The organism is Amycolatopsis sp. Hca4, from assembly GCF_013364075.1.
Classification (GTDB): domain Bacteria; phylum Actinomycetota; class Actinomycetes; order Mycobacteriales; family Pseudonocardiaceae; genus Amycolatopsis.
This window is the reverse complement of the sequence record NZ_CP054925.1, coordinates 10,072,838-10,094,244: the sequence shown is the minus strand read 5'-3', so window position 1 is coordinate 10,094,244 and position 21,407 is coordinate 10,072,838. Positions and strand designations below refer to the sequence as shown.

The 21,407-nt window shown below is 73.7% G+C and carries 21 protein-coding genes and 1 pseudogene; 11 read left to right on the top strand and 11 right to left on the bottom strand.

Features of this window, described 5'->3' with window-relative positions; translation table 11 throughout:
- Positions 1-9: 9 nt before the first annotated feature.
- Positions 10-1,005 carry an RNA polymerase subunit sigma-70 gene (locus tag HUT10_RS45685; RefSeq protein WP_176176912.1) on the bottom strand — a complete coding sequence of 332 codons (996 nt, stop codon included), beginning with the start codon at positions 1,003-1,005 and terminating at the stop codon, positions 10-12.
- Positions 1,006-1,158: 153 nt separating this feature from the next.
- On the opposite strand from HUT10_RS45685, the gene HUT10_RS45680 reads away from it, so the two are divergent.
- Complete coding sequence (locus HUT10_RS45680) at positions 1,159-1,386, top strand: hypothetical protein (RefSeq protein ID WP_254897318.1); 228 nt, start codon at positions 1,159-1,161, stop codon at positions 1,384-1,386.
- Positions 1,387-1,412: 26 nt separating this feature from the next.
- Here the strand turns inward: HUT10_RS45680 and HUT10_RS45675 are convergent, their stop codons facing one another.
- A complete protein-coding gene (locus tag HUT10_RS45675; protein ID WP_176176911.1) occupies positions 1,413-2,054 on the bottom strand; it encodes a TetR/AcrR family transcriptional regulator in 642 nt (213 codons plus the stop codon).
- 121 nt (positions 2,055-2,175) lie between these two features.
- Between HUT10_RS45675 and HUT10_RS45670 the strand changes: the two genes are divergently transcribed.
- Together HUT10_RS45670 and HUT10_RS45665 are read left to right on the top strand one after the other, a co-directional pair.
- Complete coding sequence (locus HUT10_RS45670; RefSeq protein WP_176176910.1) at positions 2,176-3,222, top strand: LLM class flavin-dependent oxidoreductase; 1,047 nt, start codon at positions 2,176-2,178, stop codon at positions 3,220-3,222.
- Positions 3,219-3,854 carry an isochorismatase family protein gene (locus HUT10_RS45665; protein ID WP_176176909.1) on the top strand — a complete coding sequence of 212 codons (636 nt, stop codon included), beginning with the start codon at positions 3,219-3,221 and terminating at the stop codon, positions 3,852-3,854. Before HUT10_RS45670 ends, HUT10_RS45665 begins: the two co-directional genes overlap by 4 nt.
- A 12-nt stretch (positions 3,855-3,866) precedes the next feature.
- Here HUT10_RS45665 and HUT10_RS45660 read toward each other — a convergent pair whose 3' ends face one another.
- The 3 genes from HUT10_RS45660 to HUT10_RS45650 are packed head-to-tail and all read right to left on the bottom strand — an operon-like array spanning position 3,867 to position 7,268.
- The gene (locus tag HUT10_RS45660; RefSeq protein ID WP_176176908.1) at positions 3,867-6,125 is read right to left on the bottom strand and encodes a cation-translocating P-type ATPase; all 2,259 of its coding nucleotides are present in this window, start codon (positions 6,123-6,125) and stop codon (positions 3,867-3,869) included.
- A complete protein-coding gene (locus HUT10_RS45655) occupies positions 6,122-7,024 on the bottom strand; it encodes a hypothetical protein (RefSeq protein WP_176176907.1) in 903 nt (300 codons plus the stop codon). Before HUT10_RS45655 ends, HUT10_RS45660 begins: the two co-directional genes overlap by 4 nt.
- A gap of 37 nt (positions 7,025-7,061) precedes the next feature.
- Positions 7,062-7,268, bottom strand: a complete 207-nt coding sequence (locus HUT10_RS45650; protein ID WP_176176906.1) for a heavy-metal-associated domain-containing protein — start codon at positions 7,266-7,268, stop codon at positions 7,062-7,064.
- 386 nt (positions 7,269-7,654) lie between these two features.
- On the opposite strand from HUT10_RS45650, the gene HUT10_RS45645 reads away from it, so the two are divergent.
- The 4 genes and pseudogenes from HUT10_RS45645 to HUT10_RS45630 all read left to right on the top strand — a co-directional run.
- Complete coding sequence (locus tag HUT10_RS45645) at positions 7,655-9,481, top strand: ThiF family adenylyltransferase (protein WP_176176905.1); 1,827 nt, start codon at positions 7,655-7,657, stop codon at positions 9,479-9,481.
- Complete coding sequence (locus tag HUT10_RS45640; protein WP_176176904.1) at positions 9,478-10,431, top strand: 3-oxoacyl-ACP synthase III family protein; 954 nt, start codon at positions 9,478-9,480, stop codon at positions 10,429-10,431. Before HUT10_RS45645 ends, HUT10_RS45640 begins: the two co-directional genes overlap by 4 nt.
- Before the next feature lie 81 nt (positions 10,432-10,512).
- Complete coding sequence (locus HUT10_RS45635) at positions 10,513-10,899, top strand: STAS domain-containing protein (RefSeq protein WP_176176903.1); 387 nt, start codon at positions 10,513-10,515, stop codon at positions 10,897-10,899.
- Positions 10,900-10,936: 37 nt separating this feature from the next.
- Positions 10,937-11,083 (top strand): annotated as a pseudogene (locus HUT10_RS45630) (zinc-binding dehydrogenase); the annotation flags it as partial.
- Here HUT10_RS45630 and HUT10_RS45625 read toward each other — a convergent pair.
- From HUT10_RS45625 to HUT10_RS45605, 5 genes are all read right to left on the bottom strand, one after another.
- On the bottom strand, positions 11,076-11,822 hold the full coding sequence (locus HUT10_RS45625) for a hypothetical protein (RefSeq protein ID WP_176176902.1): 747 nt from the start codon (positions 11,820-11,822) through the stop codon (positions 11,076-11,078). The pseudogene HUT10_RS45630 and the gene HUT10_RS45625 overlap by 8 nt on opposite strands.
- Positions 11,815-14,838, bottom strand: a complete 3,024-nt coding sequence (locus HUT10_RS45620; RefSeq protein ID WP_176176901.1) for a DEAD/DEAH box helicase — start codon at positions 14,836-14,838, stop codon at positions 11,815-11,817. Before HUT10_RS45620 ends, HUT10_RS45625 begins: the two co-directional genes overlap by 8 nt.
- Before the next feature lie 151 nt (positions 14,839-14,989).
- The gene (locus tag HUT10_RS45615; RefSeq protein ID WP_176178355.1) at positions 14,990-16,426 is read right to left on the bottom strand and encodes an alpha/beta hydrolase; all 1,437 of its coding nucleotides are present in this window, start codon (positions 16,424-16,426) and stop codon (positions 14,990-14,992) included.
- Between the two features lie 28 nt (positions 16,427-16,454).
- Positions 16,455-17,174: an ABC transporter permease gene (locus tag HUT10_RS45610; RefSeq protein ID WP_176176900.1), complete on the bottom strand. Its 720-nt coding sequence runs from the start codon at positions 17,172-17,174 to the stop codon at positions 16,455-16,457.
- A 13-nt stretch (positions 17,175-17,187) separates the two neighbouring features.
- Positions 17,188-18,072 carry an ABC transporter ATP-binding protein gene (locus HUT10_RS45605; RefSeq protein ID WP_176176899.1) on the bottom strand — a complete coding sequence of 295 codons (885 nt, stop codon included), beginning with the start codon at positions 18,070-18,072 and terminating at the stop codon, positions 17,188-17,190.
- Between the two features lie 155 nt (positions 18,073-18,227).
- Between HUT10_RS45605 and HUT10_RS45600 the strand changes: the two genes are divergently transcribed.
- The 3 genes from HUT10_RS45600 to ribB all read left to right on the top strand — a co-directional run bounded on the left by HUT10_RS45600 (position 18,228) and on the right by ribB (position 20,730).
- Entirely contained in the window at positions 18,228-19,349 is a 1,122-nt protein-coding gene (locus tag HUT10_RS45600; protein ID WP_176176898.1) for a sensor histidine kinase, read from the top strand.
- The gene (locus tag HUT10_RS45595; RefSeq protein WP_176176897.1) at positions 19,346-19,948 is read left to right on the top strand and encodes a response regulator transcription factor; all 603 of its coding nucleotides are present in this window, start codon (positions 19,346-19,348) and stop codon (positions 19,946-19,948) included. Before HUT10_RS45600 ends, HUT10_RS45595 begins: the two co-directional genes overlap by 4 nt.
- Before the next feature lie 131 nt (positions 19,949-20,079).
- Positions 20,080-20,730, top strand: a complete 651-nt coding sequence (gene ribB / locus HUT10_RS45590) for a 3,4-dihydroxy-2-butanone-4-phosphate synthase (RefSeq protein WP_176176896.1) — start codon at positions 20,080-20,082, stop codon at positions 20,728-20,730.
- On the opposite strand, the gene HUT10_RS45585 is transcribed toward ribB, so the two are convergent.
- On the bottom strand, positions 20,714-20,866 hold the full coding sequence (locus HUT10_RS45585) for a hypothetical protein (RefSeq protein ID WP_176176895.1): 153 nt from the start codon (positions 20,864-20,866) through the stop codon (positions 20,714-20,716). The two genes, ribB and HUT10_RS45585, sit on opposite strands and share 17 nt — an antisense overlap.
- Positions 20,867-20,878: 12 nt before the next feature.
- Between HUT10_RS45585 and HUT10_RS45580 the strand changes: the two genes are divergently transcribed.
- Positions 20,879-21,406, top strand: coding sequence for an HAD family phosphatase (locus HUT10_RS45580; RefSeq protein ID WP_176176894.1), 528 nt, complete (start codon positions 20,879-20,881; stop codon positions 21,404-21,406).
- The last annotated feature ends 1 nt before the right edge of the window (position 21,407 follow it).

The window sequence follows — 21,407 nt, the reverse complement described above, 5'->3', positions numbered from 1 at the left end:
CGAGGCCGGTCACAGCGCCGGCGGCAGGCCCGGCCACGGTGTGCCGCCGGCGGCGAACCCGGTGAGCTCGGCGATCCTGCCGTCGACGACACGCAGGACCGCGACGGCGAACAGCCGGTGCTCCGGCTCGCCGGGGGCGCGCAGGTACAACGCGGCGGCCGGCATCCGGTTGACCGTCGTGGCGATCCCGCGCCAGTCGTCGTGGCCGGGCCGGAAGAGCCCGCCGGAGACCCAGCCGTTCACCGCGTCTTCGGCCGTCGTGGTGCCGGTGCCGCGCTCGGGCAGCATCGCGAAGCGCAGGTCGTCGCGCAGCAGGGAGCTCAGCCCGGCCAGGTCGTTGCGCTCGTGGGCGTCGATGTAGGACTTCACCGCCGCACGCTCGCCGTCCGACAGCTCGTGCGTGGCGGGGCTCCGCCAGTCGAGGCGGCGGCCGGGCAGCCGCTCGCGCACCGTCACCCGCGCCCGCTGCAGCGCGCTGGTCACCGACGCGACGGTCAACTCGAGGGCCCCGGCGACCTTCGACGCCGGCCAGCCGAGCACGTCACGCAGGATGAAGACGGCCCGCTGCCGCGGCGGCAGGTGCTGGACGGCGACGACGAACGCCAGCTCGATCGTCTCCCGCGCCACCACCGATTCCTGCGGGTCCTCGGGCAGCGCCCGGTCGGGGTAGGGCTGCAGGTACAGCACCTCCGGGGCCTCGGCAGGCAGGGGCGCGCGGTCGTGGCGCTTGTCCAGGAAGTCGAGGCAGGCGTTCGTCGCGATCCGGAACAGCCAGGTCCGCAGCGCGGCGTGCCCCCGGAACGACTCCCGCCTGCGCCACGCCCGCAGGAAGGTCTCCTGGGTCAGGTCCTGGGCGTCTTCGTAGTTCGCGAGCATCCGGTAGCAGTGGAGCTGCAGGTCACGCCGGTGCCGCTCGGTGACGAGCGCGAACCGCGCCTGGTCGCCCGAGAGGGCCGCCGCGATGAACGCGGCCTCATCGGCGCCGAGCGGCGTGGCCTCGGTCATGGTCAGCCATCCTTCCACGGGGTACGGGGGGCTACCTGAACCGACGATCCGGCGCGGGATTTCTCATCGGTGGGGCCCCCGGGGGACGCGCTGGCCGAGGGGCGGCTCCGCCGACCCGGGCACGGCGGGCAGCGTCCAGTCACCCACACGCGCGTGGGCGGATCAGGCACCCGGGGACAGCTGCTCGTGGTCGGCGCCGCGCCGGACCCGATCAAGGTCCGGACGCCGGCGATCGAGAACGAGGACGGCCTCCGGCTGGCGCACGAGCGCGGGATCCGCAGCCGCAACGAGATCATGCCGCTGTCGGCGGCACCGGCCGCCTACGAGCGGATGATGTCCGGCGACGCGCGCTTCCGCGTCGTCCTCGACACCCGCGCCTGAACCTGCCCTGAGCGATCGGCCACCGGTCAGTGGCGCTGGCTGATCTCCAGCGCCCGGTACAGCTCCCGCGGTGGCGGCAGGCCCGGCAGCGGATCGGTGTTCCCCGCGGCGCACGCCTGCAGGAGGTAGCCGACGAGCCGGTCGGCCGCCGCGGCCAGTGCCGGGGTTGCGGGGCGGGTCACCGCGCCCGTGGCCAGCATGAGCAGCGGGAGGTCGTGCGGGGAGAAGTCCGCACGGAGGCCGCCCGCCTCCTTGGCCCGGCGCACCAGGCGGATGAACTCGCGCAGGCCACGCTGGCGTTCCGATTCGAGGGGCTCCACGCCCGGGAACATCGTCGTCAGCACCTGGCCGAAGCCGCGGTCGCGCTGCGGGATGCGGCAGACGTGTTCGATGAAGCCGCAGAACGCCCGCCACGGGTCCGGGTCGGCCGCGGCGGCGGCCACGGTGTCCGCGTAGGCCGTCATCGAAGGGCCGAAGACGGCCGCGATCAGGTCTTCGCGGGCCGGGAAGTTGCGCGCCAGGGTCGCGATGCCGACGCCGGCCCGGCGGGCCACCTCGCTCATCGGGGCGTCGATGCCGGACTCGCCGAACACCGCCTCCGCGGCGTCGAGCAGGCGCTGGCGGTTGCGCGCGGCATCCGCGCGGGGCCGCCGGGGACCGGGTGTCACGGCTCACTCACCTCGATCTGGAAGGGGTCTTCCGGATAGCGTACCGTAGGTGAAACGGAAGACCCCTTCCAGATTTCCCGAACGGAGGAGAAGCCATGGACGACGAAAGCGGCACGCGGCGATGAGCGTCGAGATCGGCGTGGCGACCCTGGCCGACCGGCAGCCGCGCACGGTGGACGGCCGGGAAGTGACCGAAGCCGCCCGCTTGGCGCAGATCGTGGACCTGGGCGTGCAGGCCGACGAGGAAGGTCTCGACGTCTTCGGCGTCGGCGAGCACCACAGCGCGGACTTCGCCGTTTCGTCGCCGGTGCCCGTGCTCTCGGCGGTCGCCGCCCGGACCTCCCGGATCCGGCTGACCAGCGGCGTGACGGTGCTCAGCGTGCACGACCCGGTCCGCGTCCACCAGGACTTCGCGACGCTGGACCTGCTGAGCGCCGGCCGCGCGGAGATCACCGTCGGCCGCAGCGCCTACCCGGAGCCCTTCGCGCTGTTCGGGGTGGACATCGAACGCTACGACGAGGTGTTCGCCGAGAAGCTCGGGTTGCTGCTGCGGCTGCGCGACGAACCCGAGGTGTCCTGGCGCGGCCGGGACCGGCCGCCGCTGGAGCGGGCGGTCGTGGTGCCCCGGAGCGCGTCCCTCCCGGTCTGGATCGGTGCGGGCGGCTCGCCGTCGAGCGTGGCGCGAGCCGGCGCACTCGGGCTCCCCCTGATCCTCGGCTACCTGGGCGGCCACCCCGGCCACCTCCGGCAGCTCGCCGACCTCTACCGCGCCGCGGGACGGCAGGCGGGCCACGGCGACCGGCTCCGGCTCGGTGTCGCCGCGCACTACTTCGGCGCGGCCTCGGCGGCAGAGGCGGCCTCGACCTACCGCCACTACCACGACTTCCTGCGGCCCAAGCGGCCCGGCGGCGGCGGGTACACCGTGTCGCGCCCGGACTTCGCCGAAGGCGCCGGGCCGGACCGGCCGCTGATGATCGGCACCTCCGAACACGTGGCGGACAAGCTCGTGCGCCTGCACGAAGTCGTCGGCTACGACCGCGTGCAGCTGCTCGCCGACTGGGGCGGCCTGCCGCCCGCACAGGTGCGCGAATCCGTACACCGGCTGGGCAGCGAGATCGCGCCCGCGGTCCGCGCCGCCACCCGCCTCACCCGAAAGGAATCGGCATGAACCTCGAACCCCTTTCCCCCGACAACGCGACCGTCGTGCTCGTCGACTACGCGGTCGGCTTCGCGAACCTCCTGCGCTCGCACGACCTGCGCGAGCACGTGAACAACGTGGTCGGCCTGGCCAAGACCGCGAAGCTCTACGGCGCCGGCCTGGTCGTCACGAACGGCGAGCCTGCCAAGCCGTCCGGGCCGCTCTACCCCGAACTGCTCGCCGCGCTCGGCGACCAGCCGGTCATCGAGCGCGCGACCGCCTTCGACTCGTTCCTCGACCCCGCCTTCCGAGCCGCCGTCGAGGCCACCGGCCGCCGCCGGCTGCTGATCGGCGGGATCGCCACCGACGGGTGCGTCCTGCAGACGGCGCTGGGTGCCCTGCGCGCCGGCTACGAGACGTACGTGGTGGCCGACGCGACCGCCAGCACCAGCAAGGAGGCCCACGACACGGCGATCCAGCGCATGGTGCTGTCCGGCGTCGTGCCGGTCACCTGGTGGTCGGTCGCCGCGGAGTTCCAGCTCGAGCCGCGGTTCGCGGACTCGCCGATCCGCACTCAGCTGATGAGCGAGTTCCAGCCGGCGATGACCATGGGCGGCCGCACGTTCTTCGCCGGCGTCGCCCAAGGCCGTCGCGCTCCCTGACGGCAGGAGCGGTCACGTCGAGCGGAATCCGCGCAGGCGAAGGCTGTTCGTGACCACGAACACCGAGCTGAACGCCATCGCCGCGCCGGCGATCATCGGGTTCAGCAGGCCCGCCGCGGCCAGCGGGAGCGCGGCGACGTTGTAGGCGAAGGCCCAGAACAGGTTGCCCTTGATCGTCCGCAGCGTCCGCCGCGACAGCCGGATCGCGTCCACGGCCGCGCGCAGGTCGCCGCGGACCAGGGTCAGGTCGGCGGCTTCGATCGCGACGTCGGTCCCGGTGCCCATGGCCAGGCCGAGATCGGCCTGGGCCAGGGCCGCGGCGTCGTTGACGCCGTCGCCGGCCATGGCCACGACCTTGCCCTCCTCCTGCAGCCGCCGGACGACGTCGACCTTGTCCTGCGGCAGGACTTCGGCGATCACCCGCCCGATCCCGACCTCGGCGGCCACCGCCTCCGCGACGGCTTTGCCGTCCCCGGTCAGCAGCACCGGGGACAGCCCGAGCGCCTTCAGCTTCGCGACCGCCTCGGCCGAAGTCGGCTTCACCGTGTCCGCGACGACCAGCACCGCCCGGGCCCGGCCGTCCCAGCCGACCGCGACCGCCGTCCGGCCGAGCCGTTCGGCCGCGGCCTTGGCGTCGGCCAGCTCGCCGGGCAGGCGCAGGCTCCCCTGTTCCAGCAGCGCCGTCCGGCCGACGAGCACCGCCGCACCGTCCACGACACCCCGGACACCGAGCCCTTCGAGGTTCGCGAAGCCTTCGACCTCGGGCAGGTCGCCGACCCTTTCCCGGGCGCCGCGGGCGATGGCCTGCGCGATCGGGTGCTCGGACGCGTTCTCCAGCGCCCCGGCCAGCCGGAGCACCTCGTTCGCCTCGACGCCGTCCGCGGGGTGCACCTCGACCAGCGCCATCCGGCCGGTCGTCACGGTGCCGGTCTTGTCCAGCACCACGGTGTCCACCCGCCGGGTCGACTCCAGCACCTCGGGGCCCTTGATCAGGATGCCCAGCTGCGCGCCGCGGCCGGTGCCGACCAGCAGCGCGGTCGGCGTGGCCAGCCCGAGGGCGCACGGGCAAGCGATGATCAGCACGGCCACCGCGGCGGTGAAGGCCGCCGACGCCGTGCCGCCCGCGCCGAGCCAGAAGGCCAGGGTGGCCACGGCCAGGGCGATCACGATCGGGACGAAGACCGCCGACACGCGGTCGGCCAGCCGCTGGACCTGCGCTTTGCCGGTCTGCGCGTCCTCGACCAGCTTCGCCATCCGCGCGAGCTGGGTCTCGGAGCCGACCCACGTCGCCCGCACGACCAGGCGGCCGCCGGCGTTGACGGTCGCGCCGGCCACGGTGTCCCCGGAGGCGACCTCGACCGGGACGCTTTCGCCGGTGAGCATGCTCGCGTCGACCGCCGAGCTGCCGTCCTCGACCACGCCGTCGGTGGCGATCTTCTCACCCGGCCGCACGACGAACCGGTCCCCGACCTGCAGCCGGTCGACCGGAACGCGCTGCTCACGGCCGTCCCGCAGCACGGCGACGTCCTTCGCGCCCAGCTCGAGCAAGGCCCGCAGGGCGGCGCCGGCGCGGCGCTTGGAGCGGGCCTCGAAGTAGCGCCCGGCCAGGATGAACGTCGTCACGCCGGCCGCGACCTCGAGGTAGATGTTGCCGTCGCCGGACATCCGCTCGATGGTCAGCTCGAACGAGTGCTTCATCCCCGGCACGCCCGCGGTGCCGAACAGCAGCGCGTACAGCGACCAGAGGAACGCCGCGAGCGTGCCGAGCGAGATCAGCGTGTCCATCGTCGCGGCGCCGTGGCGCAGGTTCGCCCAGGCGGCGCGGTGGAACGGCCACGCGCCCCACACCAGCACCGGTGCGGCGAGCATCAGGGAAATCCACTGCCAGTAGGTGAACTGCAATGCGGGCACCATCGCCGTCAGCACGACCGGCAGCGACAGCAGCGCCGACACGATCAGCCGTTGCCGCAACGCCGCGACCGGGTCGTCTTCCCCGGATGTCGCGGGCGTCTCGGGCGTCTCGGTCTTCGGCGCGGGCAGCGTGGCGCCGTAGCCCGCGGCTTCGACCTGCTCGACCAGCCGTTGCGGCTCGACGTCACCGGCGAAGACGACCTTCGCCTTTTCGGTGGCGTAGTTGACCGTGGCGGTGACGCCGTCCAGCTTGTTGAGCTTCCGCTCGATCCGCATCGCGCACGACGCGCACGTCATGCCGGTGATCGCCAGCTCGACCTCACCGGTCACGACCCGGGGGTGCCCGGCTTGGGTGGTCATGCGCCGTCCTTCTCTCGTGCGTCGACGGTGAACTCGGCCGTGCGGACCTGCCCCGCGTGCCGGAAGTCGAGGAACAGCCGGTAGGTGCCGGCCGAGGGGACTTCGGCGTGGAACGTCACCGCGGGGCCCGCGGCGGTCCGGCCGTCGCCGGGTGCACCGTCGGGGTGGACGTGCAGGTAGGCGAGGTCCCCGCCGCGCAGGGCCACGAGGTGGCCGTACGCGCCGAGGTGGGGCTGCAGGTCGGTGACGGGCCTGCCGTTCTCGGTGACCGTGACGGTCACCTTCGACGTGCGGCCGGGCACGAGCTCCCCGTCGAGCCGGACCCGATAGCCGTCCACACCGGACGTCTTCGACGGCGGGTGGTCCACCGGCCGGAAGTCGCCCGGCGCGACGAGGTCGACGCCCAGTGTGGTGGCCGGTCCCCCGGCCGGCTTGAAGTCGGCGAAAGCGCGGTAGCTGCCCGCCTCCGCGACCGGCAGCGGCACGCTCCACGTGCCGTCGGCCGCGAGGTCGGGGTGCAGGTGCCGGAACCCGGCCGTGTCCCGCCGGACGACGATGAGGTGCAGCCGCTTCTCGTGCTCGACGTCGAAGGCGGTCACCGCGTGCCCGTCCCGGCCGGTGATGCGGAAGGTGAAGGGCGTCGTCGTCCCGGGGGTGAGCGTCGTGCTGGTGGGCGTGAGGGTGTAGCCGCCCCTGGACGACGCGAGCCCGCCGGGCTCGTCGGTGGTCGCGGCCTCCGCGACGGTGCCGCTGTGGGCGTCCCCGTGCCCGGCGTCCTCGCCGCCGTGCACTCCGGCCGCGCCGGAGAAGGGACCGACAGCGGTGCCGGTCGCCCAGGCGCCACCGGCGACCAGGACGAGCGCCGCACCGTAGGCGGAGAGCTTCGCTGCTGTGTTCATGTGTGTGTGTCCTCGCAGAGGGAGCAGCTGCCGCGGCTCAGGCGGTCAGCTCGTAACCGGCTTCTTCGACGGCGCCGCGCACGTCCGCGACGTCGATGTCCCTGCTGCCGGACACGGTCACCGTCCCGGCAGGCAGGTCCACGACGACGCCGGTGACGCCGTCGATCCCGCCGATCTCCTCGGTGACCGAGCGGACGCAGTGCTCGCAGGTCATGCCGGCCACGGTGTAGGTCTGTTCGCTCATGCGTCGTTTATACCCTAGGGGGGTAGGGTACGTGCAACCGGCGGCGGCATGATCTCTCCCCCGCCGGGGTGAAGCTCACCAACGGGCTCCCCGCCGAGCCTCGGCGCCGTTCCGGACGCCGATCGCCGTCCGGAACGGGCCGCCACTCCTTCGAGCTAACCGTCGCCGCCGAGCTGCCCCATGGACGGGCCCGCCGGTCACCGGGTGTCAGGATTCCTTGCGGGTAAAGGATTTCCCGTGCGCAAGGTGGCGCCGCGCTCTCGCCGGGCCGGGGATCCCCGGCCGCTGCTAGCGTTCCGCCCCGGTCCGGACCACGTTCCCGGCCCGGTCCTCTGCGCGGGCGGCTCCAGCGCTCACGCCCGCACCCCCGGAAGAAAAGGCGACACTTGACCCACCTGAACCACCCCGGCGAGCCCGTGCCGGACTGGCACGTCACCGCGTTCCCCGGGCCGCTTCCCGGCACCGGCGACCCCGCGCTGCTCGACACCGTCCGCGAACTCCGCGCGCGGATCCTGTTCGACCACGGCCGCCGCCCGGCGTTCCGGCGCGCCGACGGCACCCACACCGACGACCAGGCCCTCGACTTCGGCGCCTGGCACTTCATCGCCCGGCGCAGTCCCGCCGGGCCGCCGCTGGGGTACATCCGGCTGTCCACTCCGGACACCGGAGTCCCCTACCAGTCCCGGGAATTCCTCGGGGACGAGCGGTACGAAGAGCTGCTCGCCGCGGAAGGCCTGCCCGAGGACACGGTCTTCGAGCATAGCAGGCTCGTCGTCGAGCACCGCGCCCGGAAGCTCGGGCTCGGGCTGTACCTCAACGCGCTGGCGATCGGCGCCGCCCACCACCTCGGGGCGCGGGCGATGATCGGCACGTCCGGCACGAAGGACGGGCAGGACCGGTTCCACGAGCGGTTCGGGTTCCGGCCCGTGCCCGGCACCCGCCGGTACGTGCCGCAGTACACCGAGGACGTCGTGATCCTGCTGCACCGCGTGGCCGACGGTGCCGGGCAGCACCGGGACCTCGTCACCCGGCTGCGCGGCGAGTTCCCGGTCATCGCCGCGAGCCGGCCCGCCGAGCCGGCCGCCGAGCCGCGCACCCGCCGCCCCGCGCCGGTCACCCTGACCCGCTCGCCCGCGCCGGACCACGGCGTCTGGCGGCCGGTGCTGCACACGGCGGACGCCGCGCTGGACGCGTTGCTGGCCTCCGGCGAAGTCCGCGAAGTCCACGACACGATCGACGAGCAGCTGACCGAACTGGTCCGCAGCCGCGAACCGGCGTGCCGGGACGAAGCCGAAATCGACCGGCGCAAGCAGGACCAGCTCGGCGGGGTCCCGTCGTGGGCGTACGGCACGTGGGCCTGGTACCCGTGGTCGGGGCGGTTGGTGCACGTGCTGCCGCGCGAGGAGTTCCGGCTCGTGCGCACCGACCGCAACCGCGGCCGGATCGAGCGGCCCGAGCAGCGCCGGCTGCTGGCCAAGCGGATCGGGGTCATCGGGCTGTCGGTCGGCAACAGCGCGGCGCTGACGTGCGCGCTCGAGGGCATCGGCGGCGCGTTCCGGCTGGCCGACTTCGACGCCTTCGGGCTGTCGAACCTCAACCGGCTCCGCGCCGGGGTACACGACCTCGGCGTCAACAAGGCGGTGCTGTCGGCCCGCCAGCTGTTCGAGGTGGACCCGTACCTCGACGTCGAAATCCAGCCCGCCGGCCTCGACCCCGACACGATCGGGGACTTCTTCCGCGGCGGGCTCGACCTGCTCGTCGAAGAGTGCGACACGCCGTGGGTGAAGATCGCCGCCCGCGAGCACGCGCGCGACCTCGGCATCCCGGTCGTGATGGACTGCAACGACCGCGGCATGCTCGACGTCGAGCGGTTCGACACCGAGCCCGACCGGCCGCTGCTGCACGGGCTGCTCGGCGACGTCAAGTCCGTCGATCTGCTCGAGCTCGAGCCCCGGGCCAGGGTCGAGCTGATCCTCGCGATGGTCGACGCCGGCCGGATCAGCCCGGAGCTGGCCGCGTCGTTCGGGGAGCTGGGCCGCACGCTCAGCAGCTGGCCGCAGCTCGCTTCCGGGGTGGCTCTCGGTGGCGCGCTCTGCGCGGAAGCGGCGCGCCGCATCCTGCTCGGCCTGCCGTGCGCGTCCGGCCGGTTCTACACCGACCTCGGCGAGCAGCTGCACCCGGCGCGCGACGTCTACGCGGGCGGTGTGCGATGAGCGGCCTGTCCGTTCCCGTCGTGATCGCCGGCACCGGCGTCCACCTGCCACCGGACGTCGTCCCGAACGCCGAGCTCGCGTCCACACTGGACACTTCGGACGAGTGGATCGTCCGCCACACCGGCATCCGCACCCGCCGCCGCCTGGCGCCGGCGGAGTCGACGTCCGGGATGGGCGCGGCAGCGGCCCGCCAAGCACTGGCGGCCGCCGGCCTGACGGCCCGTGACGTCGACGCGATCATCGTCGCCACGTACACCCCCGACCAGCCGCTGCCGTCGACCGCGCTGATCGTCAAGGAGCGCCTCGGCGCGGACCGCGCGCTCACGCTGGACATCACGCAGGCGGCGTGCGCCAACGGGGTCCAGGCGCTGTTCCTGGCCGCGCACCTGCTGCAGACACCGGCGGCCCGGACGGTCCTGGTCGTCGCGGCCGACTGCGCGTCGCGCGTGACGGACCCGGCGGACCGCACGACGAGGGTGTTCTTCGGCGACGCGGCGGGCGCGGCGGTGCTCACCCGTGCCCGATCGCCCCAGGGCGGCCTCCTGGGCTGGGACTTCGGCGCGGAGCTGTCCTACGACGTCGAGATCCCGGCGCCCGGCGCGTACCTGAGGATGAACGGCCGCGCGGTCTGGAACACCGCGACGCGCTGCCTGCCCGACAGCATCCTCCGCGCGGCGGACGAGGCGGGCGTGCCGGTGGAGGAGATCACCCACTTCTTCCTCCACCAGGCGAACCTGAACATCGTCACGGCGGCCATGGACAAGCTCGGCGTCCCCCGCACCCGGGCGCCGGTCACGGTCGACACCCTGGGCAACACGGGCTCGGCCGGCGTGTTCACGGCCCTGCACGAACGGTTCACCACCGGCGCCGTGCGTCCCGGCGACACGTACGTGGTGTCGGCGATCGGCGCCGGTTTCCAGTGGGGAACGCTGTGCTTCCGCCACCCGTGAGTGACGGCGGCCCCGGCTCCGGCCGGGGCCGCCGGCCCGCGTGCGCTGCGCGCTTCCGCTGGCCGAGGCACACTTCCTGACGTGCCCAGCCACGAAAACGCCTCCGCCGGATCGTCTGCGGACGATTCGCTCGTCGTCGCGCGCCGTCACATCGACGGCGTCACCGTGCTCACCGTCACCGGCGAAGTGGACCTGCTGACGGTCGCCGACTTCACCGCCGCGCTCGGGTCCGTGCCGCCCGGCCCGCTGGCGCTGGACCTGACCGGGGTGACGTTCCTGGACTCCAGCGGGATCAACGCGATCCTGCGGGCTTCGGGGAAGGTCGAGGCGGCAGGCGACCGCCTGCTGGTGATCGCCGACATAGCCGACGAGACCGACACCGTCGGGCGGCCGTTGCGGCTCTCCGGCGCCGACGAGCTGCTGACCTTCGCGCCCTCGGTGACCGCCGCGCTCGCCCGGCTCCGCTGAGCCGCGCCGATCAGCGGCCGGGGCGGCCGGCCGAGCAGTGCGGGCGACCATCGGCGAGCTGGTCGAAGCCGGCAAGTTCCGGCTGCCGGTGGAACGGACCTTCGCCCTCGCCGACGTCGTCGAAGCCCACCGCGCCGCCGAGACCGGTCACGTCCGTGACCGCCTGGTCCTCATCGTCAGCTGACCGAACTCCGCGGCCCGTGCTCTCCCGCGAGTGCCCGGTACACCGGCCGGAGCAGCTCGGGGACTTCGTCTCCGTCCACCGTGATCGGGAACGGCGGGGCTTGGTCCAAGAGCGCGTCGACCGGCGTCCGCGGCGCGTGCAACGGCGCCGCGCCGGCCAGGCCCGGGGCCGGACCGGAGTCGAAGTACGTGGCCATGACGTCGGTGAGGGCCGGGGACCCGTCGTCGGGGTGGAGCGGCTCGGCCGAGATCAGGCGGTTCTTCAGCTCCTCGAGCAGCGCTTCGCGGTCCCGGCCGCGCAGCGCGAGGATGGTGAACGGATCCTCGGCCACCCGCGCCACGAGCGCGGTGAACACCGCGTTCAGGTGGCCGCACGGCACTTCGGCGGCCGGGCAGGTGCAGTCCAGCGACACCTCACGCGCCGACGACGGGAACAACGGCAGCCGGAGCGCCTTGCAGGTCTGCTCCACTTCGCGGGGCAGCTCGCCGCCGAGCAGCTGGACGGTCAGGGACGCCGTCGCGGCCAGAGCGTGGGTGATCGCCGCCCACTCCGCTTTCCCGAACGCGGTCAGCCCGACCCGCACCCGGTGCGGCCGGCCGTCCTGCACCTCGGCGTCGACCCGCCCGGCGCCGACCGCCAGTGCCACGACGTGCCCCTGGCCCGCCGCGGGCAGCAGGACGCCGATCGCCGTCGACGCCCGGATGAACCTGGTCGCCCACCAGGGAAGCGGCTCAGTCATCGATCGCCTCCTCGCCCAGTGCGAACACCCCGCGCAGCTCCTCGGTGGACAGTTCGGTGAGCCCGCCTTCGCCCTCGCCGACGACCATCCCCGCCAGCGCCCGCTTCCGGGTGATCAGGGTGTCGATGCGGTCCTCGACCGTGCCCGGGCAGAGGAACTTCCGGACCTGGACGGTGCGGTGCTGCCCGATCCGGAACGCCCGGTCGGTGGCCTGGTTCTCGACCGCCGGGTTCCACCAGCGGTCCAGGTGCAGCACCTGGCCGGCCGCGGTGAGCGTGAGCCCGGATCCGCCGGCTTTCAGCGAGAGCAGCAGGATCGGCGGCCCGTCGCCGGACTGGAACCGGTCCACGAGCGCGTCGCGCGCGCCCTTGGCCAGGCCACCGTGCAGGAACCCGACTTCGGCACCGAGCCTGCCGGTCAGGTGGGGCACGAGCAGGTGCCCGAATTCGGCGTACTGCGTGAAGCACAGCACCCGGTCACCCGAGGCCAGGATCTCCGTCAGGACCTCTTCGAGGCGGGTCACCTTGCCGGAGCGCTGCCCGATCGGGGAGCCGTCGTGCAGCAGGTGCGCGGGGTGGTTGCAGACCTGCTTGAGCTTCGTGATCGCGGCGAGGACGTTGCCGCGGCGCTTGATGCCGTGGCTGTTCTCGATCTTCGTCATCATCTCGTCGACGATCGCGCTGTACAGCGTGCCCTGTTCGCGGGTGAGCCGGTACTCCTGCCTGATTTCGATCTTCTCCGGCAGCTCGGGGACGATCGCGGGGTCGGTCTTCACCCGGCGCAGCAGGTACGGCCGGGTGAGCCGGCGCAGCTCGGCGGCCGTGGCGGGGTCGCCCCGGCGCTCGATCGGGGCGGCGAACCGCTGCCGGAACTCGAACCGGCTGCCGAGCAGCCCGGGGTTGAGCAGGTCGAGCACCGACCACAGGTCCGCCAGCCGGTTCTCCACCGGGGTACCGGTCAGCGCGAGCCGGTGCCCGGCGGTGAACCGCCGCACCGCCCTGGCGGTCGCGGTGTCGGCGTTCTTGACGGCGTGCGCTTCGTCGAGCACCAGCCGCCGCCAGGTGAACGCCTCGAGCTCGTCGGCGTCCCGGGCGGCGGTGGCGTAGGTCGTGACGACCAGGTCGGCCGCGGCGACCTGGCCGGCGAGCGCGTCCCCGTGCGCGCGGGCGCTGCCGTGGTGGGCGAGCACCCGGAGTCCGGGGGCGAAGTCCGCCGCCTCCCGCTGCCACATGCCGACCAGCGACATCGGGCACAGCACCAGCGTCGGCGGGTGCTCGCCGTCGGCCCGCTCGGCGGCTTCGAGCGCCAGCGTCTGGACGGTCTTGCCGAGCCCCATGTCGTCGGCCAGGCAGGCGCCGAGGCCCAGCGCCGACATGAACGCCAGCCAGGCGACGCCCCGCTGCTGGTAGGGGCGCAGGGTGGCGCGGAACGACGGCGGCAGCGCGACCGGCGGCAGCGTCTGCGGCACCCGCCCGGCCAGGACGTCCCCGGCCCAGCCGTCGGCGTCGACCCCGGTGACCGGCAGCGGGGTGTCCCGTCCCGGGCGGAGGAGGTCCAGCAGCTCGGCCGCGGTGGGGCGCGGGGTGCGCCGGTGCGGGTCGCGGCGCAGGAACTCGAGGCCCGCGCGGAGCCGGTCGGCGTCGACACTGACCCACCGCCCCCGCAGCCGCACCAGCGGCGTCTTCGCCGCGACCAGCTTGGCCAGCTCCTCCTCGCCGATCTCGTCGTCGCCCACCGCGATCGACCAGCGGAACGCGGCCAGCTCGTCGCGGCCGACGCGGCTGCGGGTGACGACCTGCTCGGCGGGGGTGCTGCGGACGGACAGCCGGAGCCCGAGCCGGCGCCTGCCGTCCCAGGCGGCCGGGAGCTGCACCTCGAACCCGGCCTCGATCAACCGGGTCGCGCCCGAGGTGAGGAACCGCTCGGCTTCCTCGACGGTCAGGTCGTACTCGGACGGCTGCGTCCGGCGCAGCGCCGGCGCCAGCACCGGCTCGACCAGGGCGGCGCGGCCCAGCTCGGCGAGGAGCAGCCCCCGCGGATCCCGGACCAGGCCGTTCGCCTCGCCCGACCAGATCTGCCCGGCCGACAGCAGCAGGCTCGGATCGGCGGTCGAGCGCAGGAGGAACTGCAGCTGCCACTTGGTGCCGTCGCCGGTCTGGTCGTCGGGATCGTCGACGTCCGGTTGCCGCAGGGTGGCGACTTCCGCCAGCCGGAAACACGCCCGGCCGTCGACGACATCGGTGTCGGCGACCTCGTCCCACTTCGCGACGGCCTCGGCGAGGACACCGAGTTCGTCCAGCGGCAGCTCGACGCGGGGAGCACCGCCCTGCAGAGCGGACAGCCACACCCCCGCCGGGCCTGGACGTCCGCCCAGGTCGGCCGGCGGATCAGCCCGCGCCAGCCGGTCACGGACGGCCGCGTCGACCAGGACGTGCAGGGCATCGGTGACGAGCGCGCGCGGCGAGGCTCCGGTGAGCGGCGCGACCTGCTCGGCCCGCCCGACCGGCGGCAGGGCCGCGACCAGCGCGTCGAAGGCGGCGAAGTCGACGCCCTGCAGCACCGGCCGCCACCGAGCCTCCGAGGCGTCGCCCCGCCGGACCAGCGTCGGCAGCACCCGCCCGCGCCGCACGAGGTCGGCGGCCAGGCGCGCCACGGCCCGCAGGTGGGTGACCGAAGAGCCGTAGGAGGCCGAGCCATCGAGGTCGTCCAGCTCGGCGGCGTCCACGACCAGGGCGGGAACCGACCACGGCCGCAGGGACGGCTTGGGGCCACGCCGCGGGGCGCCCGCGGTCGCCTCCTCCGAGGCGAGCGGACGGCTCGCCCGTGAGGGCAGCAGCAGGGTCACCGACGTGGGCTTGCCGGGGTGGAGGGAGGTCAGGTCCGCACTGGAGACGGCGAAGGGGTGCGACAGCGCGATCCGCGCAGACCGGCTCGAGGTGCCGGCCGGGCCGCGCTCACGCTCGGCCCAGAGCAGCAGCCCCCGGCCCGGAGACCACAGGGCGTGCACCACGGGCAAGAGCTTGAGGTCCTTTCGAGCGGCGGCGGGCGACCCCCTGATCGTCGCACGGCTCGAGTCGAGGTCGCCGCCGAGACCACGGATGACCTTGACGGCGCGAGGTGAAGGCGGCCGCGGACCCCGCAGCCGCCCACTCCCCGCGGGTTCCCCCTCAAGAACCCGCGCCGACCTCAGCCGCGCAATGCACGTCCCGGGCCGGACGCTCCCCCGTCACCAGAAACCCCGTCACCGCACCGTTGGCGCACTGGTTGGGCATCAGATACACCCCGTGGCCACCCTGGTCCGCAGTCACCATCCTCGCCCGCTCACCGAACGCCGAACGCAGCTTGAGCGCGTTCACCAACGGCGTCCCCGGGTCGCGTTCGTTCTGCACCAGCAGCACGTTCGCCGGGCCGCGGCCGGTGATGCGCACCTGGGGCTCCGCCGGCGGTGCCCAGTACGCGCACGCCGAGATGTTCGCCGTGGCCGCGCCGAGCAGGGGGTAGCGGATGCGGTCGATCGCCACGTTCACCTGGTACGTCCCCAGCGAACGCGGCCACGCGGAGTCGCCGCAGACGACCGCGAAGCGGGCCGCCATGAGGTTCTGGACCGAGCCTGGCACGACGGGCGGTTTCGGCGGCTGCCCGTGGTCGAGGGCCTGCCAGTCCGCCGCCAGCGGGGCCAGGTCCGTCGAGTACAGGCCGCTGAACGTCAAGCCGCGGAAGATCGCGCCCGTCACCTCCGCCACCGGGGCGCGGTCCAGGCGCGCCGCCAGCTCGTGGAACTTCGCCGTCACCTCGGCCGGTGAGCGGCCGAGACCGTACTCCGGGTGCGCCGCGGCGAACTTCGCGAAGTCCGGGAAGCGGTCTTCCATGCCCCGTGCGAAGGCGCGCATCGCCGTGATGTCGTAGCCGCCCGGGCCGAGGTTGCTGTCCAGGACGATCCGGTCGCTGCGGTCCGGGAACATCGTCGTGTACACCGCGCCCAGGTACGTGCCGTAGGAAGCACCGAGGTACGACACCGTGGACTCGCCCAGCGCCGCCCGGACGCGGTCGATGTCCCGTGCGGTGTTCGCGGTGGTGATGTGGGGCAGCAGCGGGCCGGTCGCGGCGTCCCGGCACTGCCGGGCCTCGGCTTTCGCCAGCTCGGCCTGCCTGACGACGTCGGCAGGGCCGTCGGCGTAGGGCAGGTTGCCGATCGCCAGCTGCTCCGGTGTCAGGTCGCACGTCACCGGCGTGCTGCGGCCGACACCCCGCGGGTCGAACCCGATGATGTCGTAGGTGTCCAGCACGCTCTGCGGCAGCTTCAGGTACTTCAGCAGCTGCGGGTAGTCCAGGCCCTCGCCGCCGGGGCCGCCCGGGTTGGTGAACAGCACGCCCCGGCGCTTCTCCGGGTTCTTGCTCGGCAGCCGGGACACGGCGACGTCGATCGTCCGGCCGTCCGGGTCTCCGTAGTCCAGCGGCACCGGCACCGTCGTGCACTGCAGGTCCGGCACCGGGAAGGCGCCGGCCGGACACGGTCCCCAGGCGAGGCCGGTCGCGGCGGACGCCGGGGACGCGGTCGTCGCGGCGAGCACGGCGACCGCGGCGGTGAGCAGGGTTTTGCGCAACATCGGGGTTCCTTTCACGCGGCCGCGGTCAGCGGCGCGGTTCCCAGCGGAAGAGCCGTGCGGCGAGCACGACGGCGACGACGACCCAGGCGAGCGTCGGTGCGAAGAGGGCGAGCGAGCGGGCGAGCGGGACGCCGCCGTTCCAGGCGTTCAGCACCAGCTCGGTCGCCGAGCCACCGGGCAGGAGACGCTTGAGCAGCGTCAGGTCGCCGGTGCCGGTGAGGCCGACCCAGCCGGACACCCCGATGACGCCGATGCTGACCGGCAGCGTCGTCACCTGGGCGTGCTCGGGTGAGTTCGTCAGCCCCGCCGTGGCCAGCCCGAGCGCGAGCAGCATGACCACAGTGGACACCACGGCGGCCACCAGCAGCAGCGGGTTCGCCGGCTTCCCGGCGACCGCGGCCAGCACGCCGAGGACGACGGCGATCTGCAGCAGCGAAAGCACGGTGATCGGCAGCAGCAGGCCGCCGAGGATGCCCGCGTCCCCCGCCGCGGTGGAGCGCAGGCGCTTGAGGAACAGGTTCTGCCGGCGGGCGGCCAGTGTGGTGACCGACGTCGTGTACAGGCCGATGCCCGCCACGAAGAACAGGGTCAGCGTCGCGATGTAGCCGAGGGTGGCACCTTCGGTGAACAGGTCGCGCTTGGCGATGAAGAACGCGCTGAACGCGGCCGGCAGCACCAGGGCGGTGACCAGCACGAGGCGGTTGCGGAAGATCTGGATCAGCTCGCCACGAGCGATCGTGAGCATGGGAGTCCTTCTCTCAATCGTGTTCGATGGCACGGAAGACGTCGTCGAGCCGCGTCGGCCCGGCCTGCAGGTCGGCCAGTTCGACGGCGTGGTCCTGCGCCCAGCCGAGCAGCGTGTGCAGGTCCTTCTGCAGCTCGAAGGTCTCGACGAGGAACCGGCCGTCGCCCCGGCGCGCGGCGTGCAGCGGCGGCGAGGGCGCACGCGACGGCAGTCCGAAGTGGATGGTGGCGGGCAGCGTGCGGGTCAGCTCGGCGACCGTGCCCTCGCGGTGCAGGGCGCCCTGGTGCATCAGCCCGATGCGGTCGGCGCGCTGCTGCGCTTCCTCGAGGTAGTGGGTGGTGAGCACGATCGTCGCGCCGTCTTCCCGCAGCCGGTCGACGGCGGCCCACAGCGCGTCGCGGGACTGGATGTCCAGGCCGGTGGTGGGTTCGTCGAGGAAGACCAGCTCGGGCGTGCCGTACACGGCGGTGGCGAAGTCCAGCCGCCGCTTCTCCCCGCCGGAGAGCTGCCCCACCTTGGTCCCGGCCTTGCCGGTGAGGCCGACGACGCCGAGCACGCGCCCGGTGTCGTCGGACCGTTCGGTGAGCCGCCCGATCAGCCGGACGGTCTCGCGCACCGTCAAGTCCGGGGAGAACCCGCTCTCCTGCAACATGATCCCCATCCGCGGGCGGACGGCGGCGCGGTCGCGAGGGTCCTTCCCGAACACCCGCACGGCGCCCGAGGCCGGCGCGCGGTGGCCTTCGACCGTTTCCAGGGTCGAGGTCTTCCCGGCGCCGTTGGTGCCGAGCAGGGCGTACAGCTCCCCGCGTTCCACTTGGAACGAAAGGTCCTTCACGGCGGTGAACCCGCCGTAGGTGAGGTTCAGGCGATCGACGTCGATGACCGGTGTCGTGGACATGCGGCCATTCCAGCGCCGCTCGCGGCCGGGCGGCAGTGCGCCCGCGTCACCACCGCACCGTGACGTTCCGGCCCCGGAAGCATGACGTGGCGTCACTGGTCGGCCCCCGGCGGGTGGGGCATGCTGGCGGGAGACCGCCCCGACCCAGGAGAACCATGACCGAGACCCGCCGGAGGTGGTCCGGCGGCGCCGTGCAGGACCGGCTGCGCCGGCTCAACCTCATCACGACGGTGCCGCCGCTGGCCTTCGTCGGCGTGCTGCTGCTGGGCCTCACCGCCCGGTCCTGGTGGCACGTCGCCATCCAGGTGGTCGGGCTGGTCGCGGCGCTGGCAACAGCCGAACGCTGGACGGCGGGCGACTACCTCCGCGTCGCGCGGCCGAGCCTGGTGATCACGGCGGTGGTCTGGCTGGCCGGGGCCCTGACCGACGACAACGCGGCGTTCTACGGCGTGTCGATCGTCGGGTCGTTCCTCGTCCCGCCGCTGCGGCGCCACCGGCTCGCGGCGCTCTTCGGGCTCTCCGCGCTGGTCGCGGTCCTGGGCCTGCCGAACGTGCTCGTGCACCCCGGCCACACCGGGGCGCGGCTGGTGCAGTACGTCGCCGTCCCGGCGATCGCGGTGCTGATCTCGGCCGGGTTCATGTTCGCCACGCAGCGGCTGTTCGACCTGGTCGCGGAGCTCGAGCAGTCCCGCGAACGGGAGGCGGAACTGGCCGTCGCCCGGGAACGCGTCCGCTTCGCGAGCGACCTGCACGACATCCAGGGACACACGCTGCACATGGTGAAGCTGAAGGTGGCGCTCGCGGAAAAGCTCCTCGACGCCGACCCCGGCCGCGCCCGGGAGGAGCTGCGGGAGGTACACACGCTCGTCGGCGACACGATCGTCCAGACCAAAGAGCTCGCCCACGCCCAGCGGCGGCTCAACCTGACCGCGGAGCTGGAGAACGCGAAGAACCTGTTCGAGGCGGCGGGCATCCACGTGCGCCTCGAACGGCAAGCCGAGCCGGACGCCCGCGTCGGCGAGCTGCTCGGCCAGGTCCTGCGTGAGACGACGACGAACATCCTGCGCCACGCCGAGGCCCGGCACGTGCGGATCACGCTCGGCCGCACCGGCATCGCGATCGTCAACGACGGCGCGGGCGAGCCGGGCCCGCTCGGCGGGCTTTCGGCGTTGCGGCACCGGCTGGCGGAGAACGGAGGGGAGCTCGAGGTGTCCCAGCAGGACGGCCGGTTCCTGACGGCGGTGGCGTTCCCGGAGTTCGAAGAGGCGGTCCGATGACGTCCGTGGTGCTCGCCGACGACGAAGCCCTGCTGCGCAAGGCCTTGGCGGCGCTGCTGCCGCTGGAGGGCGGCATCACCGTGCTCGCCGAGGCCGAAGACGGCGAGCAGGCGGTGGCGGCCACCCTGCGGCACCGGCCCGACGTGCTCGTCATCGACCTCGAGATGCCCACCGTGGACGGGCTCGCCGCGGTCGCGGAGATCCGCCGGGCGCGCCCGGAGCAGGTCATCCTGATGCTGACCCGGCACGCCCGCCCCGGCGTGCTGCGGCAGGCGCTGAAGCTCGGCGTCCAGGGGTTCGTCAGCAAGGCGGCGGAACCGGCGCACATCACCGCGGTGATCCAGGCCCTGCACGCGGGCAAGCGCTGGATCGACCCGGACGTCTCGGCCCTCGCCGTCGTCGACGACTGCCCGCTGACCGAACGCGAGCTCGACGTCCTGCGCGCCACGCGCGAGGGGTATTCGGTGGCCGAAATCGCCGTCCGGCTGCACCTGGCCGCGGGGACGGTGCGCAACTACCTGTCGAACGCGATGCAGAAGACCCAGACCCGCACCCGCCACGAAGCGGCCCGCTACGCCCGCGAGCACGACTGGCTGTGACCGCCTCGGCCGGCGGCGGACGCCGTTGCCCGTTCGGGTCACGGGCGGCGTTCCGCCGAGCGGACGGGCCCGCGGTTGTGGATCATGCAACCGGTGCCGTCCGCGTTCGCGGGGTCCAGAGAGGACAGTCGATGACCGTCTCCCTTCCGGAGCAAGCCCGGCCCGGCCGGACCACCCGGCTCGACAGCGTGCAGGCCGCTCTCGCCGACCTCGGCGCCGGGCGGCCGGTGATCGTCGTCGACGACGAAGACCGCGAGAACGAAGGCGATCTCATCATGGCGGCCGAGCACGCCACCACGGAGGCGCTCGCCTTCTACATGCGGCACACCAGCGGCCTGATCTGCGCGCCGATGCCCCCGGAAACCGCCGACCGCCTGCGGCTGGAGCCCATGGTCCGGCACAACGAGGACCCCGCGGGCACCGCCTACACCGTGTCGGTGGACGCCGTCGACGGCGTCGAGTCCGGGATCTCCGCCGCCGACCGCGCCCGCACGCTGCGAGCGCTCGCGGCCCCGGCCACCACCCCCGGCATGCTCTGCCGGCCCGGGCACGTCTTCCCGCTGCGCGCGCGGGAAGGCGGCCTCGCGCAACGCCGCGGGCACACGGAGGCCGCGGTGGAGCTGATGCGCCGGTGCGGCCTCGCGCCCGTCGCGGTGATCAGCGAGGTGTGCAACGACGACGGCAGCGTCGCCCGGCTGGCCGAGCTGCGCGCGTTCGCCGACCGGCACGGGCTGAAGGTGGTCTCGATCGAGCAGATCACCGCGGTCACGGTGACGGCCTGATGTTCGCCGCCACCGCCTTCGACCTCGACGAGACGCTCGTCGACAGCGCCGCGGCCTGGAACCACGTGATCGGCACGGTCGCCGCGCGCCACGGCCACCCCTGGACACCGCGGGACTGGGCCGCGATCCAGGGCACCAGCACCCGCGCGTGGAGCCGGTACCTCGCCGACCGCTGCCCGGGCTCACCGCCGGCCGCGCCGCCGCCGAATGCGCCGACGGCATGGTCTTCGAGATCGGCCGGGGCGGAGTCGGCCTCCGCCCCGGAGCCACGGACCTCGTCGCGGCGGCGGCCGCGTTCGGCCCGGTCGGCCTGGTGTCCGCGTCCCCGAGGCGCTATGTCGACGCGGTGGTGACGGCCTGCGGACTGGCGTCGCGGCTCGCCACCTCGGTGGCCGGCGAGGATGCGGTCCACGGCAAACCGGCGCCGGACCCGTACCTGCTCGCCGCCCGCCGGCTCGGCGTGGAGCCCGCCCGGTGCCTCGCGGTGGAGGACTCGGCATCCGGCATCCGCTCGGCGAGTGCGGCGGGCATGACGGTCCTGGCCATCCCCAACCCGGCCACGGCCGCCGACGTCGCGACCCTGCGGCTCGCCCGGCACTGCGCGGCCGATGCGCACATCGCCGCGAAGACGATCCGCGCGCTGGCCGGTCCTACGCCCGCAGTCAGCCGCGGGTGAC

Coding starts and splice junctions, on each gene's coding strand:
- HUT10_RS45610 (WP_176176900.1), bottom strand. CDS start 17,174: ATGCTCACGATCGCTCGTGGCGAGCTGATCCAGATCTTCCGCAACCGC.
- HUT10_RS45655 (WP_176176907.1), bottom strand. CDS start 7,024: ATGAACACAGCAGCGAAGCTCTCCGCCTACGGTGCGGCGCTCGTCCTG.
- ribB (WP_176176896.1), top strand. CDS start 20,080: ATGACCGTCTCCCTTCCGGAGCAAGCCCGGCCCGGCCGGACCACCCGG.
- HUT10_RS45650 (WP_176176906.1), bottom strand. CDS start 7,268: ATGAGCGAACAGACCTACACCGTGGCCGGCATGACCTGCGAGCACTGC.
- HUT10_RS45685 (WP_176176912.1), bottom strand. CDS start 1,005: ATGACCGAGGCCACGCCGCTCGGCGCCGATGAGGCCGCGTTCATCGCG.
- HUT10_RS45670 (WP_176176910.1), top strand. CDS start 2,176: ATGAGCGTCGAGATCGGCGTGGCGACCCTGGCCGACCGGCAGCCGCGC.
- HUT10_RS45600 (WP_176176898.1), top strand. CDS start 18,228: ATGACCGAGACCCGCCGGAGGTGGTCCGGCGGCGCCGTGCAGGACCGG.
- HUT10_RS45640 (WP_176176904.1), top strand. CDS start 9,478: ATGAGCGGCCTGTCCGTTCCCGTCGTGATCGCCGGCACCGGCGTCCAC.
- HUT10_RS45595 (WP_176176897.1), top strand. CDS start 19,346: ATGACGTCCGTGGTGCTCGCCGACGACGAAGCCCTGCTGCGCAAGGCC.
- HUT10_RS45625 (WP_176176902.1), bottom strand. CDS start 11,822: ATGACTGAGCCGCTTCCCTGGTGGGCGACCAGGTTCATCCGGGCGTCG.
- HUT10_RS45605 (WP_176176899.1), bottom strand. CDS start 18,072: ATGTCCACGACACCGGTCATCGACGTCGATCGCCTGAACCTCACCTAC.
- HUT10_RS45660 (WP_176176908.1), bottom strand. CDS start 6,125: ATGACCACCCAAGCCGGGCACCCCCGGGTCGTGACCGGTGAGGTCGAG.
- HUT10_RS45665 (WP_176176909.1), top strand. CDS start 3,219: ATGAACCTCGAACCCCTTTCCCCCGACAACGCGACCGTCGTGCTCGTC.